Source organism: Streptomyces sp. CA-251387 (assembly GCF_050936625.1).
Lineage (GTDB): Bacteria > Actinomycetota > Actinomycetes > Streptomycetales > Streptomycetaceae > Streptomyces.
Window position 1 is genome coordinate 3,890,341 of the sequence record NZ_JBNJMJ010000001.1, and the last position, 16,230, is coordinate 3,906,570.

Sequence of the window (16,230 nt, forward strand, 5' to 3'; positions counted from 1 at the left end):
CACAAATGATGTGACGTCTGGCGCGGCGTCGGACGCGGGGGATCAACCCGCCCCGTCGGCCTCGTCGGCCAGGGCGGCGTCGAGTGAGTCGTGGACCGTGAAGACCGCCGCGGCCCCCGTGATCTCGAACACACGCGCAACGGCGGGCAGCATGCCCGCGAGATGCACCCCGCCACCGGCGGCCTCCGCTTTCAGGCGCGCCCCGAGCAGCACGTTCAGCCCCGTGGAATCGCAGAACTCGAGTCGCGAGCAGTCGACGACCAGCCGACTGAAGCCCTTGTCCAGGCAGTCCTCGAGTGGCTCACGCAACAAATCGGCCGTGTGGTGGTCCAACTCACCCGCCGGGGTCACGACGGCACTGGAGCCCTCTTCCCGCACCTCGACCAGAAGTCGGCCAGACTGTGCGCTGCCGACCGTCCCGCGGTCCATGCCGTCTCTCACTCCCGACGTCGTGGCTGCTGACTCACGCTCGAACACTACGCCTTCCCTACGCCCTCCAACACCCGAACATCCACCCGGAAACGGACATTTCGGAACACAGCGCACTTGCGGTGGGCTCACGAAAGCGGGTAGGGCTAGTAGAGACACGTAACCGACTCGGCCGGCTTTGGAGGCGCCGCACACCGCAGTGCACGCACAGGCTTCGGCAGCCATATGCCGAGAACGATGGAGGACATCATGTCACCCCGGCTCGACGCATCGCATACCCAGAGCGCGACGTCGGCACCCCGACCGGAACATCTGGATCCCATCGAGCAGAACAGCGAGGTACGTTCCGAACCCGACTTCGGTCAGGAGTTCGGCCAGGACGACGTACTCGCCGGGCTTCCGGACATCCCCCCGTACGACGAAGTGGGGCCCGTGGACGCACGGGCCCTGTCCAAGACCCTCTTCGAGCGGCTGGAGTCGCTGGAGGAAGGGACCCACGAGTACTCGTACGTCCGCAACACCCTCGTCGAACTCAACCTCGCCCTGGTCAAGTTCGCCGCCTCCCGGTTCCGCTCGCGCAGCGAGCCGATGGAGGACATCATCCAGGTCGGCACCATCGGCCTGATCAAGGCGATCGACCGCTTCGAGCTCAGCCGTGGCGTGGAGTTCCCCACCTTCGCGATGCCGACCATCGTCGGCGAGATCAAGCGTTTCTTCCGCGACACGTCGTGGTCGGTGCGGGTGCCGAGGAGACTCCAGGAGCTGCGGCTCGACCTCGCCAAGGCCGGTGACGAGCTGGCCCAGAAGCTCGACCGCGCCCCGACGGTGGCGGAACTGGCGGAGCGCCTCGGCCTGACCAACGACGAGGTCGTCGAGGGCATGGCCGCGTCGAACGCGTACACCGCCTCGTCGCTGGACGCCCAGCCCGAGGAGGACGACGCCGAGGGCGCGCTGGCCGACCGGATCGGCTACGAGGACCACGGCATCGAAGGCATCGAGTACGTCGAGTCGTTGAAGCCGCTCATCGCCGAACTCCCGCCCAGAGACCGGAAGATCCTCTCCCTGAGGTTCGTCGCGGGCATGACCCAGTCGGAGATCGGCGACGAACTCGGCATCTCGCAGATGCATGTGTCGCGGCTGCTGTCGCGCACCTTGATCCGGCTCCGGAAGGGGCTGACGGTCGAGGAGTGACGGCCGGCGGCGGAGAGGCGCCTGCCTACCGCTGACCCGCTGACCCGCGCTGTGCCCGGTATCCCGCCGAATCCGTCGGCCGGATACCGGGCACAGCGCGTTATAGCGGGCAGAGCGCGTTCACGGCCGTTCACGTGCGCCTCATGGGTTACCCACAGAAACCCTTTCCCCAGAGCTCCCCTTCCTTCACTATGAGCGGTCATACCCGCCGGTAGCTCAGGACCCCGCGCGGGTGGCAAGGCTGCAAGGAGGCAGGCGGATGGCTCGGTCCGACGAGGGCAGGGACCGTGACCGTGGGATGCACGCGGGCGCGTCCGACGCGCGGCTCACCGAGCTGCTGCGCGCCGACACGGCCACCGCGTATCAGGCGCTCCAGGAACTCCGCGCCCGCCATCACGCACCCGTCCTCGCCTACGCCCGCCTGTGCACGCCGAACGACTCCATGGCACGGCAGCTGGCGGCCCAGGCGTTCACGCTCGCGGCCCGTCAGACGGCACGCGGCGTCGACCCGGGCCTCCCCTGGCGGCACCGGCTCCTGCTGCTGACCACCCGGTCGGCCGGCACGTGGGCCATGGACGAGCGGGCCGCGGGCCTCGACGCGGGCCTGCTCCTCGTCCTGAACACGACCGGCCCGTCCGGCCCGGTCCCGCCCATGCTCGTGGCGTTCCAGACCCTGTCGTCCCGCACACAGGGCCTGATCTGGTACGGAGTCGTGGAGCGGGAGCCGGTGGACCGGACCGCCGCTCTCCTCGGCCTCACCCGCGAGGACGTGACATACGGCATCGACCCGGCACTCCAGCAGCTGGCCCGCGCGTGTCTGCGCACCCGTCTCGCCGCCTCCGACGACCCCGACTGTCCCGACTTCGGCCGCCTCATCGAGGAGTCGGTCCGCCCGGACAGCCCCCGCGACAGCACCGACCTGCGCGCGCACATGGCGCACTGTCCGCACTGCACGACGGCGTACGAGGAGCTGTCGGCGCTGCGGGACTCGCCGCGCACGGCGCTGGCGGAGGGGCTGCTGCCGTGGGGCGGGACGGCGTATGCGGCGGGTGGCACAGGGGAGCGGGAGGCCGTCGGCCTTGCTGCGGAGAGGAACTGGCCGACGGGAGGCCGGCCTTGGGATCGCCGTCGGGTCGTGCTGGTGTCGGCGGCGCTCGGGGTGGCGTTGCTGCCGCTGGTGCTCTTCCTGGTGGCGCAGGATGGTTCGTCGTCGCAGGAGCCGGTGGGCTCGGTGGGCACCGCGGTGAGTGTGCCGCCGGTGGCGGTGACGGTGACCGCGACGGTGTCGGTCACACCGTCGGCCTCTTCGCCCTCGCCTTCGCCGTCTCCGTCGCGTACCTCCAAGTCGCCGTCTCCGACGAGAAGTTCGACACCCACGAAGACTGCCCGCCCGAAGCCGACCCCCTCCCCCGCACACCCGCCGAACGGCACCTACGCCCAGGTCGTGAACGTCGCCACGGGGCTGTGCCTGGACATCGACGGCGCCCCGTACAACGGCACGGACGTCACCACGGCCACCTGCACGTCCGCGCGCGACCAACGCTGGCGGGTCGACTCGGAACGCGGCGTGCTGCAGTCGTACGCCTACCCCGACTACTGCCTGGACAGCCGGGGTTCGACCGACCGGGGAGTCGGGATCTGGACGTGCGACTCGGTGTACGGGCGCAACGGGCAGAACCTGAGGTTCGCGGTGGACTCCAGCGGGGTGATCCGCCCGGGGATCGCCCCGGACCATGCGGTGACGCCGAGCGGGGACAGGTCGCTGTCCCTGGTGCGGGAGGCGGGGCGGGGGGATCAGCGGTGGCGGGCGGGGGCGTCCTGATCAGACGACCCGCACTCCCCGCCGCCAGACCTCGCTGACCAGCGGCACCCCCGGCCGATACGCCAGATGCACATGGCTCGGCGCGTCCAGCAGCAGCAAGTCCGCGCGGGCGCCCGGGGCGAGGCGGCCGACGTCGTCGCGGCGGAGGGCCGCTGCCCCGCCTGCCGTGGCCGACCACACTGCCTCGTCCGGGGTCATTCCCATGTCCCGTACCGCGAGCGCGATGCAGAAGGGGACGGAGGAGGTGAAGGACGAGCCCGGGTTGCAGTCGGTGGAGAGGGCGACCGTGACGCCCGCGTCGAGGAGGCGGCGGGCGTTCGGCCACTGGGCGCGCGTGGAGAATTCCGCGCCGGGGAGGAGAGTGGCGACCGTACGGCTGTTCGCCAGGGCGTCGATGTCCGCGTCCGTGAGGTGGGTGCAGTGGTCGGCGCTTGCGGCGTCCAGTTCGACGGCCAGCTGCACGCCGGGGCCGTAGGAGAGCTGGTTGGCGTGGACGCGCGGGTGCAGGCCCTTGGCCTTGCCCGCCGTGAGGATCGCGCGGGCCTGGTCGCCGTCGAAGGCGCCCTTCTCGCAGAAGACGTCGATCCAACGGGCGTACGGGACACAGGCGTCGAGCATCTCGCCGGTGACGAGGGCGACGTAGGCGGCGGGGTCGTCGGCGTAGTCCGGCGAGACGATGTGGGCGCCGAGGTAGGTGACCTCGTCCGTGTGCGCCGACGCGATGCGCAGCGCCCGCGCCTCGTCCTCGACGGTCAGGCCGTAGCCGGACTTGGTCTCGAAGGTCGTGGTGCCCTGGCGGAGGGCCTCGGCGAGATAGCGGGTGAGGTTGCGCTCCAGGTCCTCGTCGCTCGCCGCTCGCGTGGCCGCCACCGTCGTACGGATGCCGCCCGCGCTGTACGGCCGCCCCGACATGCGGGCGTTGAACTCCTGCGTCCGGTCGCCCGCGAAGACGAGGTGGGAGTGGGAGTCGACGAAGCCGGGGACGACCGCCCGGCCGCCTGCGTCGACCCGATTGTCAGTGGCGGGTGCTTTGCTTTGATCACCGGTCCACGCGATGCGGTCGCCCTCGATGACGACGGCCGCGTCCTGGATCAGTCCGAGGGGGGAACCGTCACCGAGGGAGGGGTCGTTGGTGACCAGGGCGGCGATGTTGGTGATGAGCGTGCTGGCGGTGCTCGCGGAGTTGGCGGGGCTGACGGTCGTCGCGTTGCTCATGGCGTCCTTGCTGGCCTGGTCGGCGGTGGGGTCGGGTTCGGGGGCGGAGGCGGACCGCGGGGGTGGGCGGCCCGCCGTCATCCGCGCAGGGCTTCGACGGCGTCCGCGAGGGCCCTCGGCACATCCGGTACGAGGGTGTGGATCCCGTCCCGTACGACAGGCCGGCCTCCCACGACCGTATGCGACACGTCTGCTGCCGACGCAGCGAATACGGCCGTCTCGGCCCCGAGCCGCGGAAGCGGCCCTGCCGTCCTGACCGAGTCGAGCGCGATCGTCGCGAAGTCGGCGCGTGCGCCCGGCTCCAGGGTGCCCGTGTCGTCCCAGCCGAGGGCCGCGTGGCCGTCGGCGGAGGCCGCCCGCAGGAGAGCCGCCGCCGTCCAGTGACCTCGTGTACGGGTGCGCAGGCGCTCGTTCAGCTCCATCGCGCGCGCCTCTTCGAGCAGGTCGATGACGGCGTGGCTGTCGGAGCCGAGGGAGAGCGGGGAGCCCTCGTTCTGCAGGGCGGCGGCCGGTCCGATGCCGTCCGCGAGATCCCGCTCGGTCGTCGGGCACATACAGGTGCCGGTGCCGCTGCCGCCGATGAGCGAGACGTCCTCGGCGGTGAGGTGGGTGTTGTGGACGCCGGTGGTGCGCGGGCCGAGGACGCCGTGCAGGGCGAGGAGCTGCGTCGGGGTGCAGCCGTGCACCTCCAGGCACGCCTCGTTCTCGGCGGTCTGCTCGGACAGGTGCACATGGAGCGGGGCCCGCCGCTCCTGGGCCCATCGCGCCACGGTCTCCAGTTGGTCGGCGGGCACGGCCCGTACGGAGTGGATGGCCGCCCCGATCCGTGCGTGATCCCGTTCCTTGAGAACTGAACAGCGTTCGGCCCAGGCCTCGGCGTGTCCGTCGGAGAAGCGGAGCTGGTGGGTGTTGGGCGGCTGTCCGAAGCCGGAGGACAGGTAGGCGGTGTCGAGGAGGGTGATCCGGATGCCGGCTTCGGCGGCGGCCGCAATGAGGGCCTCGCCCATCGCGTTCGGGTCGCTGTAGGGGGTGCCGCCCGGGGCGTGGTGGACGTAGTGGAACTCGCCGACCGCGGTGATCCCCGCCAGCGCCATCTCGGCGTACACGGCGCGGGCGAGGGCGTGGTAGGTGTCCGGGGTCAGTCTGTCGGCGAACGAGTACATGACCTCGCGCCAGGTCCAGAAGGTGCCGGAGCCGACCTGGACGGTGCCGCGCAGGGCGCGGTGGAAGGCGTGCGAGTGCGCGTTCGCCAGGCCCGGGAGCGTCAGTCCGCGGAGGATCTCCGCGCCGGGAGGCGGGGTGGGGACGTCGGTCCGGACGGCGGCGATGCGGCCGTCCCGCACCTCGAGGGCGACGCCCGGCTCGACGTGGGTGTCGAGCCAGGCGTGTTCCAGCCAGTACGTACGGGTCTGCTGGGTGGGCGTCACGTGCAGGCCAGTCCTTCCAGTACGTCGGCGAGGGCGATGACTCCGGCCACGCAGTCGTCCTCGGCGGCGAACTCGGCCGGGGAGTGCGAGACGCCCGTGGGGTTGCGTACGAACAGCATGGCCGTCGGGATGTGCCCGGAGAGGATTCCGGCGTCGTGTCCGGCGCCGGTACCCAGGACGGGGACGGTGATGCCGGTGTCCTTGCCGAGGATGCGGCCCAGTTCGTCGCGCAGGGCGTGGTCGAACTCGACGACGGGCGTGAAGGACTCCCGGACCACGTCGAGGTCGATGCCGTGGGCCGCCGCGTACTCCCGGGCGGCCTTCTCGATGCCGCCGACCACCCGGTCGAGGCGGTCCTGGTCCTCGGCCCGGGAGTCGAGCCAGCCGCGCACCAGGGAGGGGACGGCGTTGACGCCGTTGGGCTCGACGGCGATCTTGCCGAAGGTGGCGACGGCGCCGGCGAGTTCGGCCTCCCTGCGGGCGGCGAGCACGGTCTCGGCGTACGACAGCATGGGGTCGCGCCGGTCCACGAGCCGGGTGGTGCCGGCGTGGTTGGCCTCGCCCCGGAAGTCGAACCGCCACCGGCCGTGCGGCCAGATGGCGCTGGCGATGCCGACCCGGTCGCCGGACAGGTCCAGCGCCCGGCCCTGTTCGACATGCAGTTCGACGAAGGCACCGATGCGCGCGAGCCGTTCCGGATCGGCGCCGATGGCGTCGGGGTCGTACCCTGCGGCCTCCATGGCCCGGGGCAGGCTGACCCCGTCCCCGTCGGTCAGCTTGTGGGCGCTGTCGACGGTGAGCTGCCCGGCGGTGAGCCGGGACCCGACACAGGCGAGCCCGAACCGCGCGCCCTCTTCATCGCCGAAGTTGACGATGGCGAGGGGCTTGGTGAACTGCACCTTCCTGCCGCGCAGTTCATCGAGGGCGGCGAAGGAGGACACGACGCCGAGGGGCCCGTCGAAGGCGCCCCCGTCCGGAACGGAGTCGAGATGCGACCCGGTGACGACGGCGTCCCCGGCGGCAGGATCCCCGAGCCAGGCCCACTGATTCCCGTTCCGGTCGACCTCGTAGCCGAGCCCGCGCGCTTCGGCCTGCGCCTTGAACCAGTCCCGGCATTCGAGATCCGCGCCGGTCCAGGCGAAGCGGCGGTAGCCGTGGGAGTCGGGGTGCCGGCCGATGGGGAGCAGCTCGCGCCACATCTGGTGCAACGAGCCGCCAGGCTGTGGGCAGTCGTTCCGCAGGGCGGAACGGGTGGGCACAGCCGAACCCGCACCCGGCGACGAGACCTCAGCCCCCACCGGAGAGTTGCCGCTGCGCCCGCCTTCGTTCTGGGTCACGCGTCGTCACCTTCACGCATCGGAACGCGGACGCCCCGCTCATCGGCAACCGACTCCGCGATGTCGTACCCCGCGTCCACGTGCCGGATGACACCCATACCCGGGTCGTTCGTCAGCACCCGCCGGATCTTCTCCCCACCCAGCTTCGTACCGTCGGCCACCGTCACCTGACCAGCGTGAATGGACCGCCCCATACCCACGCCACCACCGTGGTGAATGGAGACCCAGGACGCACCGGACGCCACATTCACCATGGCGTTCAGCAGCGGCCAGTCGGCGATCGCGTCGGACCCGTCGAGCATGGCCTCGGTCTCGCGGTACGGCGAGGCGACGGAACCGCAGTCGAGGTGGTCGCGCCCGATGGCGAGCGGCGCGGCGAGCTCCCCGCTCGCCACCATGTCGTTGAACCGCTCGCCCGCCTTGTCCCGCTCCCCGTAACCGAGCCAGCAGATCCGCGCGGGCAGCCCCTGGAAGTGGACCCGCTCGCCGGCCATCTTGATCCAGCGGGCGAGGGACTCGTTCTCCGGGAAGAGGTCGAGGATCGCCTTGTCGGTCTTGGCGATGTCGGCCGGGTCCCCCGAGAGGGCCGCCCACCGGAAGGGGCCCTTGCCCTCGCAGAACAGCGGGCGGATGTAGGCCGGCACGAAGCCCGGGAAGGCGAACGCCCGCTCGTACCCGGCGAGTCGGGCCTCGCCACGGATCGAGTTGCCGTAGTCGAAGACCTCGGCACCGGCGTCCATGAAGCCGACCATGGCCTCGACGTGCCGGGCCATCGACTCCCGCGCCCGGGTCGTGAAGCCCGCCGGGTCCTTCGCCGCGTAGGACGCCATCTCGTCGAAGTCCACGCCGAGCGGCAGATACGACAGCGGGTCGTGCGCCGAGGTCTGGTCGGTGACGATGTCGATGGGGGCGCCCATGGCGAGGAGCTGCGGGACGAGGTCGGCGGCGTTGCCGAGGACGCCGATGGACAGCGGGCGCCGGGCGTCGCGGGCCTCGGTCGCCAGCTGGAGCGCGTGGTCCAGGCTGTCGGCCTTGACGTCCAGATACCGGTGCTCGATACGCCGCTCGATGGCGCGCGGGTCGCAGTCGATGCAGATCGCGACGCCGTCGTTCATGGTCACGGCGAGCGGCTGGGCGCCACCCATGCCGCCGAGTCCGGCGGTGAGGGTGATCGTCCCGGCGAGGGTGCCGTTGAACTTCTTCGCGGCGACGGCGGCGAAGGTCTCGTAGGTGCCCTGGAGGATGCCCTGGGTGCCGATGTAGATCCAGGAGCCGGCCGTCATCTGGCCGTACATGGTCAGCCCCAGCTGTTCCAGACGGCGGAACTCCTCCCAGTTGGCCCAGTCGCCGACGAGGTTGGAGTTGGCGATGAGGACGCGCGGGGCCCACTCGTGGGTCTGCATGACGCCGACGGGGCGGCCGGACTGGACGAGCATGGTCTCGTCCTGCTTCAGCCCCTTCAGCGTGCGCACCATGGCGTCGAAGGAGCGCCAGTCGCGGGCCGCCTTGCCGGTGCCGCCGTAGACGACGAGCTTGTCGGGGTGCTCGGCGACCTCGGGGTCCAGGTTGTTCTGCAGCATCCGCAGGGCGGCTTCCTGCTGCCATCCCAGGGCACTCAGTTCCGTACCGCGCGGCGCTCGGACGGGGCGGGGTCCTGACATGGTCTGCCTCCCAGCGGACTGTGACTGCGGACTGTTGAGGTGGATATTCACATCCTGACCGTCTGAATAGAACTAGTCAATACATCCGTGCGCCAGCGTCGGCGCGTTCCGGGTGTTTGGCTGGATGCATGGGCTCGTGCGACGACACGACGGGGGATGTGGTGAGCCAACCGATGAGCAACCGAGTGGGCAGCGGGGCCGGGATTCCGGCGTGGGACGCCGACCGGGCCGCCCGGCGGGACGAGGCGGTGCGGGCCGCCGTGGAGCAGGGGCTGCTCGGGCCCGGCACCCCGATCGTCGGCCTGCTGGACGTCACCGGCATCCGGGAGTCGGCGGCGGCGCTGCGGGCGGCCTTCGACGCGGTGGTGGCTCCGGGCACGCCCGTGCTGCACGCCTTCGCCGTGAAGGCGACCCCGCTGGTGCCGGTGCTGCGGCTGCTGCGCGAGGAGGGCATCGGCGCGGAGGTGGCCAGCCCCGGTGAGCTGGCGCTGGCGCGGGCGGCCGGGCTGCACCCGGAGATGACGGTGCTGGACTCGCCCGCCAAGACGCCGGCCGAGCTCCGGGAGGCGCTGGCGCTGGGCATCGCCGTCAACGTCGACAACCCGCAGGAGCTGGACCGCATCGACGGCATGATGAGGTCCGCCGCCAGCCGCTCCCCGCTCGGCATACGGGTGAACCCGCAGGTCGGCGGGGGTTCGATCGAGGCGACGTCCACGGCCACGGCGACGTCGAAGTTCGGGGTGGCGCTGCGCGACGAGGGGGCGCGCGAGTGGGTCGTACGGGCGTATCAGGACCGGCCCTGGCTGACCCGGCTGCACGCGCACACCGGTTCGCAGGGCATTCCGCTGTCGCTGATGGCCCAGGGGGTCGCGGAGGCGTATGCCCTCGCCGAGGAGATCAACGGGCGGATCGGGCGGCGGCAGATCGACACGCTGGACATAGGCGGCGGGCTGCCGGTGAACTTCGCGTCGGATGCGACCACGCCGACGTACGCGCAGTACGCGCGGCTGCTGAGCGAGGCGGTGCCGGGGCTGTTCGACGGGCGGTACGGGCTGGTCACGGAGTTCGGACGGTCACTGCTGGCCAAGCACGGCACGGTGGTGGCGCGGGTCGAGTACGCCAAGAGTGCGGGCGGGCGCCCGGTGGCGGTCACGCACGCGGGCGTGCAGGTCGCCACACGCACGGTGTACGCGCCGGGGAGCTGGCCGCTGAGGATCGCCGCGTACGACGGCAAGGGACGCCCGAAGGAGGGTCCGGCCGTGGTGCAGGACGTGGCGGGGCCGGCCTGCTTCTCGGGCGACCTGCTGGCCGAGGGGTGTGCGCTGCCGCTGCTGGAGCAGGGGGACTTCGCGGCGGCGCTGGACACGGGGGCGTACTACTTCGCCCATCACTACGCCTACAACTCCCTTGCCCGGCCCGGCATCCATGGCTTCGCTCCGGACGCCAGCGGGGGCATCGCCTTCGCGACCGTGCGCGAGGCGCAGTCGCTCGACGAGATCGTGGCCGAATCGGGAGGGGCGCACACCACCTCGCTCACCACCCTGCCCGCGCCACAGCGCCGTTGACGCAGGCCGACGAGGATCGGGGCCCCAAGCGCGATCAAGCCCCCTGAAAATGCGCCCAGTTGACCCACCCTAGTCACTCCGCGGCATGTTCCACGGGAAAATGCCCGAACGCTCACTCGCCGCACACACGTTGCGTAGTTTCTACGTCACTCAGGCGAACCCCAGGCGGGAGGGGAGCGACGGTGCCCGGAATCGACGAGTGCTTGCTGGAGACGATGCGGTTGCCCGGTGCGCGGGGCGCCGCGCTGGTCGACTGGACGAGCGGGCTGGCCCTGGGCACCGTGGGCGACCCTCCGGGCGGTGACCACGAGGCGGCGGCCGCCGAGGCGGCGGAGCTGGCGCGGCTGGCCGCCGAGCAGCACGCGTTCGGGCCCGACGACGACGCCGGCGCGGCGGATCCGCCCGTCGAGGACGTGATCCTGAGCAACCGGGACAGCTACCACGTGCTGCGGTTCGTGCCGACGACCTTCGACAGCAGCGTGGTGCTGTACCTGTGGCTGGCCCGCACGGACGGCAACCTCGCGCTGGCCCGTATCCGGCTCGGCGAGATGGCCGAACGGCTGGTGCTGGCATGACCGTCGTCGGAACCACGCCACCGCCCCGGCTGCCGGTCCGGAACCGGGCGGCGGCCGGCGAGCGGGCCCGGGGCGGCGTCTCGCCGATGCTGTCCAGGCTCGCGGACGAGCGGGCCACCGGCGTCCTCGTCCGCGAGCACGGCACGCTCCACCTCGTCGAGGGCCGGGTGGTGCACGCCGAGAGCCCGCTCGCCCCCGGCCTCGGCGTACTCCTCACGGCCCACGGCGCACTCGACGCCGAGACCTGGCGGGACGCCGAGGACAGCGCCGACGAGGGCCGGCTCCTGCTCCGGGGCCTCACCCCGGGCGCGCTGGAGCTGGCGCAGGTGAGCGCCTTGTACGACGCGGCGTACTTCGCCCTCGCCCCCAGCAGCACGCCCGGCCGCTTCCGCTACGGCGCCCCGCACTGGCTCGCCTCGGTGCATCCCGTGCCGGTCGCCGCCCTGGAGCGCGAGACGCTGCGCCGCCGCGCCCTGCTGCGCCGTATCTGGCCCGACCCGGCGACGGATGCCGCGCCCCTGATCCGGGCCGATCCGGTCGCGGCACCCGCGGTCCCGTCCCGGCAGGCCGCCGTACTCGCCCGGGTGGACGGCGTGCGGCGGGCCGCGGACATCGCGTGGGAGCTCGGCAGACCGGCGTTCCACACGCTGGTGCACCTTCGGCGGCTGGCCGCGGCGGGGCTCGTGGCGTCGCAGCTGCCGCCCGCCGACGACCATCCGCCCGACGCCGCCGACGCCGCCGACCCCTACATCGCGCTGCTGAAGAGGGTCAGGGATGCGCTGGAGGCCCTTTGACCGCAAACCGATCGAGGACCGCAAACCGATCGAGGACCACAGGCCGATCGAGAACCGCGAGCCGGCCGGGCGGTGGCGCCCGCCGCAGCGGTCCCGCGCCGAGAGGAGACACCTGATGGCGGCCGAGGCCCCGATACTCGACGAGTTCCGCCGGCTCAGAGCCCGCGTGCCCCAGCTGACCGGCGCGCTCGCGGCCGGCGTGGACGGCCTCGTCTTCGCCCACGACACCCCCGGCGTCGAACCGGACGGCCTCGCCGCGCTCACCGCCGCCGCTCTCGGCGTCGCGGTGCGGGTGACGGACGCCACCGGCCGGGGCGACTTCCGCGAACTGCTCGTGCGCGGGGCCGACGGCTATGTGGCGACGTACGCCGCGGGCCGCACCGCCGTCCTGACGCTGCTCGCCCAGGACGGCGTCAACGTCGGCCGGCTGCACCTGGAAGGCCGCCGCGCCGGCGCCCGCATCGGGGAGCTCGTCGACGCGGAGGCCACACCCGTCAGGAGGAGCCCCGCCAAGGGATCCACCAAGGGATCCGCGCAGGAGCCCCCCAAGCACCCCGCCAAGGACCCCGCCAAACCCCTGGCCACCCGAGCGAAGACCACGCGCACCGCACGCACGACTAACACCGATGCCCGCAACACAACCAATGCGCGGACCACTACCGACAGTTGAGAGGAACACAACGTCATGGCCAACACCGAGACCACGCTGAAGGAATGCCTCGCCTCGATCGAGGGCGCGACGGGAGTCGCCCTGGTCGACTACACCAGCGGAATGGCGCTGGGCACCCTGGGCGGCAGCAAGAGCTTCGACCTCAATGTCGCCGCCGCCGGCAACACCGACGTCGTCCGCGCCAAGATGCGCACGATGGAGCACCTCGGCCTCAAGGCCGGCATCGAGGACATCCTGATCACGCTGACCGACCAGTACCACCTGATCCGGCTGATCACCGGGCGCGGAGGCAACGGCCTCTTCCTGTACCTCGTCCTCGACGCCAAGCGGGCCAACCTGGCGATGGCGCGGCATCAGTTGAAGAAGATCGAGGAGGACCTCGAGGTCTGACCTACACCAGCGAGGTCTGACCTACACCAGCGCCGCGGTGCGGCGGCGGGCCCCGCCCGGGGCCGCGTCGCCCGCGGCGATGCCCGTACTGCGGAAGGCCTTCACCGCCTTGCCCGCCGGCCGGCCACCCCGTGCGTCGAGCCAGTCCACCCGCACCCACAGCAGGGCGTTCTCGGCCCGCTCGCGCCGACCGAGCCAGGCCGCCTTCAGCCGGAGCCCCGTCCCGCACCCCGCCAGCAGCATCCCGCCCGCCGCCGGCACGGCGAACGCGCTGCCCAGCGCGGCGAGGAACGCCAGCAGCAGCCACCAGCGGTGCCCCCGGCGCCAGGTGCGGACGGCCACCGCGCGGTCCTGGAGCACATCGTGCTTGCCGGCGCGGGCGGCCGAGCGGATGAGGGCGTCGTAGCGCTTGCGGCGCACGTACGCCACCACGGCCGTCGCGACGATGAACAACGCGGCCCCGGCCAGCACCCCGATCCGGCGCCCGGTCAGCCCCGGCACCAGCACCCCGATGCCCGCCGCGAACACCCCGAGCCACCCCAGCGGCGCCGCCCCGGCCCGTACAACGACGGCCACCCGAGCCAGACCTTGAGCTCTGCGATCTCCGCGTGCCACGTTCCGCCTCCTCGTCGTCCTTGGCACAGTCCTGTCGGGCGGGCAGGTTAGTGAAGAAACGTGAGACGAGTCTTAAGAAATCACTCGGCACCGCCACTGCGCGGAATCACTCCACGAAAAGCCCCCGCGCCGCCGCCCGCGTATCGAACTCCTCCAGGCGCGCCTGGGCGTCCGGCAGGTCGTCGCACATCGCCTCCAGCAGGACCCGGCCCAGCAGCATCGGCGCGCAGGCGGTGTCGAAGGCGAGGCCCGTGCCGACAGCGGCGGGCAGCAGCAGGTCGGAGACCTTGGCGACCGGCGCGAAGGCGGAGTCCGCCACCGTCACCACCGTCAGCCCGGCCTCCTTGGCGTACGCCAGGGTGTCCACGACCTCGCGGGGATGCCGGGGCAGCGCGAAGCAGAGCAGGGCCGTCGCGCCGGCCCGTACGGCGGCGTCGATCCGGTCGTGGATCATCGTGCCGCCCTCGTGCAGCAGCCGTACGTCCGGGTGGACCTTGGCCGCGAAGTACGCGAAGCCGTACGCCTGGGAGGCCGCGGCGCGCAGGCCGAGCACGGGGAGCGGGCGGGAGGCCGCGAGCAGGCGTCCGGCCTTCTGCACCGGGCGGGGGTCGGCGAGCGCCTCCGCCAGGTGCCGCAGGTTCTCGATCTCGGCCTCGACGGCCTGCTGGTACTCGTTGTACGAGGCGGCGTCCGCGGCCGGTTCGACGGGCGCGACCTCGCGCAGATGCCTGCGCAGCGCCGGGTAGCCGTCGAAGCCGAGGGCGACGGCGAAGCGGGTCACGGACGGCTGGCTGACCCCGGCGAGTTCGGCCAGCTCCACGCTGGACAGGAACGGCACGTCGGCGGCCCGCCGCACCATGCTGTGCGCGATGCGCCGCTGGGTCGGGGTGAGCCGGTGCCCCTCGAAGAGCGCCTGCAGTCGCGCGGCAGGGCTGTCCGTCCCGCTGGTGCTCCTGTCCGCGGTGTTCCTGTCCGCGCTCATGCCGCGTTCCCCCTCCAGATGTCCGTGAACCGGTCCAGCAGTGCTGCCGCCGCCGTCACATCATCGGTGAGCGGCCGGTCGGCCAGGTCGTCGTCGAGCACCGATTCGGCCAACGCCAGCGCCCGGCCCACCGGGAGCGCCGGGTCGGGCCTGAGGTCGCGCAGGCGCAACGCCCGTACGGCGGCGACGAGTTCACAGCCGACGACGAGACGGTACGCGCCGCACGCGCGCAGTGTCTGCCGGGCGGCGAGCGAGGCGAAGCTGGCCTGCTCCTCCACGCCCCGGGAGAGTACAGCGTGGCCGAGCGACGCGGGCGCCGAGAAGGCGCGCAGGTCACCGAGGGCGGCACCGGCGGCGTACTCGAGGATCATCACGCCGGACGAGGCCGGTTCGTGGTCGGCGAGGAAGGGCTTCAGGCGGGTGTAGGCGGGCTCGTTGAGGGTCGACAGGCGGGACGTCGACAGCCGGGCCACCTGGGTCAGCGCCAGCCGGAAGTGGTCGAGGGCGAGCGCGAGTTGGGCCTGGTAGAAGCCGCCGTGGTGGTAGGCGGCCATGTCCTCGGGGGAGATGAAGGGGTTCTCGGCGGCCGCGTTGATCTCCACCGCGAGTACCTCCTCCAGGGCGTCGGCCGCGTCGTGCGCGGGGCCGTGGATCTGGGGCAGGCAGCGGAAGCCGTACGGGTCCTGGATCCGGCCCAGCGGCGGGGTGGGCCGGTCCTCGGCGCCGATCAACTCCCGCATCCGGCGGGCGACTTCGGCGCTCCCCCGGTGCGGGCGGGCGGTGTGCACGGGGGCGGCGTACGCCTCGTGGGAGCCGTCGACGGCGAGCAGCGACAGGGCGGCGACGACCTGGGTGGCGGCGACGAGCCCGCGCAGTTCGTGCAGGGCGAGGGCCGCCTGGCCGAGGGTGAGGGCGTTGCTGCTGATGAAGGCGAGGGCGTCGTTGTTGTCGAGCGGCTGCGGCTCGGGGGCCCCGGAGCCGCGCCAGGGGTGCTCGCCGGCCAGCGCGAGGCCGGCCTGCGCCAGCGCCGCGAGGTCGCCGGTGCCGACCGAGCCGAACTCGTTCACCACCGGGTACGCCCCGCTCTCCAGCGCCTCGCAGAGCGCGGTGACGACGGTGGGCCTGAGGCCGGCGCCTCCCGCGAGCAGCTGGTTGGCCCGGACGGCGAGCATGGCCCGAACCTGCCGGGCGGGCAGCTCCTCGCCGATGGCGCCGGCGTGGCTGCGCAGCAGACGCAGGCCGTGCTCGGCGGCGGCCTCGGTGGGCACATCCTCGTTCCGATTGGCGCCCACGCCGGTGGAGCGGCCGTAGACGCGTCCGGTCGCGGCGATGAGGCGGGCGGCGTCCCAGGACTCCTCGGCGCGCTTCATCGCGTCGGTCGCGGGGACCGGCCGTGCGGTCCCGGCGGCGAGGCGTACGACGTCCTCGACGCCGAGCCCGATCCCGTCGAGGACGACGAGGCCGGTGTGCCCGGAGGGCGCAACACCGGGCATGTCCACGATCCGAGACGACATCAAGCCCAAACTCCCCTCAACTCGGACATCCGATCTTGCGCTT

At 72.3% G+C, this 16,230-nt stretch carries 15 protein-coding genes; 7 read left to right on the forward strand and 8 right to left on the reverse strand.

Annotated features, from left to right (window positions below; translation table 11 throughout):
• Nucleotides 1-42: 42 nt before the first annotated feature.
• Nucleotides 43-429 carry an STAS domain-containing protein gene (locus ACQEV2_RS17200; RefSeq protein WP_433041564.1) on the reverse strand — a complete coding sequence of 129 codons (387 nt, stop codon included), beginning with the start codon at nt 427-429 and terminating at the stop codon, nt 43-45.
• Nucleotides 430-666: 237 nt separating this feature from the next.
• On the opposite strand from ACQEV2_RS17200, the gene ACQEV2_RS17205 reads away from it, so the two are divergent.
• Both ACQEV2_RS17205 and ACQEV2_RS17210 read left to right on the forward strand, forming a co-directional pair.
• Entirely contained in the window at nt 667-1,620 is a 954-nt protein-coding gene (locus ACQEV2_RS17205) for an RNA polymerase sigma factor SigF (protein WP_433041566.1), read from the forward strand.
• A 259-nt stretch (nt 1,621-1,879) separates the two neighbouring features.
• Nucleotides 1,880-3,442, forward strand: a complete 1,563-nt coding sequence (locus tag ACQEV2_RS17210) for a ricin-type beta-trefoil lectin domain protein (protein ID WP_433041569.1) — start codon at nt 1,880-1,882, stop codon at nt 3,440-3,442.
• Here the strand turns inward: ACQEV2_RS17210 and hutI are convergent, their stop codons facing one another.
• The 4 genes from hutI to hutU all read right to left on the reverse strand — a co-directional run bounded on the left by hutI (nt 3,443) and on the right by hutU (nt 9,082).
• Nucleotides 3,443-4,738 carry an imidazolonepropionase gene (gene hutI / locus ACQEV2_RS17215; protein WP_433041572.1) on the reverse strand — a complete coding sequence of 432 codons (1,296 nt, stop codon included), beginning with the start codon at nt 4,736-4,738 and terminating at the stop codon, nt 3,443-3,445.
• Nucleotides 4,735-6,084, reverse strand: a complete 1,350-nt coding sequence (locus ACQEV2_RS17220) for a formimidoylglutamate deiminase (RefSeq protein ID WP_433041574.1) — start codon at nt 6,082-6,084, stop codon at nt 4,735-4,737. The genes hutI and ACQEV2_RS17220 overlap by 4 nt, the downstream gene beginning before the upstream one ends.
• On the reverse strand, nt 6,081-7,283 hold the full coding sequence (locus tag ACQEV2_RS17225) for an allantoate amidohydrolase (protein ID WP_433054518.1): 1,203 nt from the start codon (nt 7,281-7,283) through the stop codon (nt 6,081-6,083). Before ACQEV2_RS17225 ends, ACQEV2_RS17220 begins: the two co-directional genes overlap by 4 nt.
• 134 nt (nt 7,284-7,417) lie before the next feature.
• The gene (gene hutU, locus ACQEV2_RS17230; protein WP_433041576.1) at nt 7,418-9,082 is read right to left on the reverse strand and encodes a urocanate hydratase; all 1,665 of its coding nucleotides are present in this window, start codon (nt 9,080-9,082) and stop codon (nt 7,418-7,420) included.
• A gap of 173 nt (nt 9,083-9,255) precedes the next feature.
• On the opposite strand from hutU, the gene ACQEV2_RS17235 reads away from it, so the two are divergent.
• From ACQEV2_RS17235 to ACQEV2_RS17255, 5 genes are all read left to right on the forward strand, one after another.
• On the forward strand, nt 9,256-10,647 hold the full coding sequence (locus tag ACQEV2_RS17235) for a diaminopimelate decarboxylase (protein ID WP_433041578.1): 1,392 nt from the start codon (nt 9,256-9,258) through the stop codon (nt 10,645-10,647).
• 182 nt (nt 10,648-10,829) lie between these two features.
• On the forward strand, nt 10,830-11,222 hold the full coding sequence (locus ACQEV2_RS17240) for a hypothetical protein (RefSeq protein ID WP_433041580.1): 393 nt from the start codon (nt 10,830-10,832) through the stop codon (nt 11,220-11,222).
• The gene (locus tag ACQEV2_RS17245) at nt 11,219-12,016 is read left to right on the forward strand and encodes a transcriptional regulator (protein WP_433041582.1); all 798 of its coding nucleotides are present in this window, start codon (nt 11,219-11,221) and stop codon (nt 12,014-12,016) included. The genes ACQEV2_RS17240 and ACQEV2_RS17245 overlap by 4 nt, the downstream gene beginning before the upstream one ends.
• A gap of 115 nt (nt 12,017-12,131) precedes the next feature.
• Nucleotides 12,132-12,686 carry a roadblock/LC7 domain-containing protein gene (locus ACQEV2_RS17250; RefSeq protein ID WP_433041584.1) on the forward strand — a complete coding sequence of 185 codons (555 nt, stop codon included), beginning with the start codon at nt 12,132-12,134 and terminating at the stop codon, nt 12,684-12,686.
• Between the two features lie 15 nt (nt 12,687-12,701).
• Nucleotides 12,702-13,076, forward strand: a complete 375-nt coding sequence (locus tag ACQEV2_RS17255; RefSeq protein ID WP_433041587.1) for a hypothetical protein — start codon at nt 12,702-12,704, stop codon at nt 13,074-13,076.
• A gap of 21 nt (nt 13,077-13,097) precedes the next feature.
• Here the strand turns inward: ACQEV2_RS17255 and ACQEV2_RS17260 are convergent, their stop codons facing one another.
• The 3 genes from ACQEV2_RS17260 to ACQEV2_RS17270 form a co-directional block, all read right to left on the reverse strand.
• Nucleotides 13,098-13,652 carry a hypothetical protein gene (locus tag ACQEV2_RS17260; RefSeq protein WP_433041590.1) on the reverse strand — a complete coding sequence of 185 codons (555 nt, stop codon included), beginning with the start codon at nt 13,650-13,652 and terminating at the stop codon, nt 13,098-13,100.
• Nucleotides 13,653-13,797: 145 nt separating this feature from the next.
• Nucleotides 13,798-14,673, reverse strand: coding sequence for a MurR/RpiR family transcriptional regulator (locus ACQEV2_RS17265; protein ID WP_433041593.1), 876 nt, complete (start codon nt 14,671-14,673; stop codon nt 13,798-13,800).
• Complete coding sequence (locus ACQEV2_RS17270; RefSeq protein WP_433041596.1) at nt 14,670-16,187, reverse strand: aromatic amino acid ammonia-lyase; 1,518 nt, start codon at nt 16,185-16,187, stop codon at nt 14,670-14,672. Before ACQEV2_RS17270 ends, ACQEV2_RS17265 begins: the two co-directional genes overlap by 4 nt.
• Nucleotides 16,188-16,230 lie beyond the last annotated feature (43 nt).

Coding starts and splice junctions, on each gene's coding strand:
- ACQEV2_RS17200 (WP_433041564.1), bottom strand. CDS start 429: ATGGACCGCGGGACGGTCGGCAGCGCACAGTCTGGCCGACTTCTGGTC.
- ACQEV2_RS17205 (WP_433041566.1), top strand. CDS start 667: ATGGAGGACATCATGTCACCCCGGCTCGACGCATCGCATACCCAGAGC.
- ACQEV2_RS17210 (WP_433041569.1), top strand. CDS start 1,880: ATGGCTCGGTCCGACGAGGGCAGGGACCGTGACCGTGGGATGCACGCG.
- hutI (WP_433041572.1), bottom strand. CDS start 4,738: ATGACGGCGGGCCGCCCACCCCCGCGGTCCGCCTCCGCCCCCGAACCC.
- ACQEV2_RS17225 (WP_433054518.1), bottom strand. CDS start 7,283: ATGTGGCGCGAGCTGCTCCCCATCGGCCGGCACCCCGACTCCCACGGC.
- hutU (WP_433041576.1), bottom strand. CDS start 9,082: ATGTCAGGACCCCGCCCCGTCCGAGCGCCGCGCGGTACGGAACTGAGT.
- ACQEV2_RS17235 (WP_433041578.1), top strand. CDS start 9,256: ATGAGCAACCGAGTGGGCAGCGGGGCCGGGATTCCGGCGTGGGACGCC.
- ACQEV2_RS17245 (WP_433041582.1), top strand. CDS start 11,219: ATGACCGTCGTCGGAACCACGCCACCGCCCCGGCTGCCGGTCCGGAAC.
- ACQEV2_RS17250 (WP_433041584.1), top strand. CDS start 12,132: ATGGCGGCCGAGGCCCCGATACTCGACGAGTTCCGCCGGCTCAGAGCC.
- ACQEV2_RS17255 (WP_433041587.1), top strand. CDS start 12,702: ATGGCCAACACCGAGACCACGCTGAAGGAATGCCTCGCCTCGATCGAG.
- ACQEV2_RS17265 (WP_433041593.1), bottom strand. CDS start 14,673: ATGAGCGCGGACAGGAACACCGCGGACAGGAGCACCAGCGGGACGGAC.
- ACQEV2_RS17270 (WP_433041596.1), bottom strand. CDS start 16,187: ATGTCGTCTCGGATCGTGGACATGCCCGGTGTTGCGCCCTCCGGGCAC.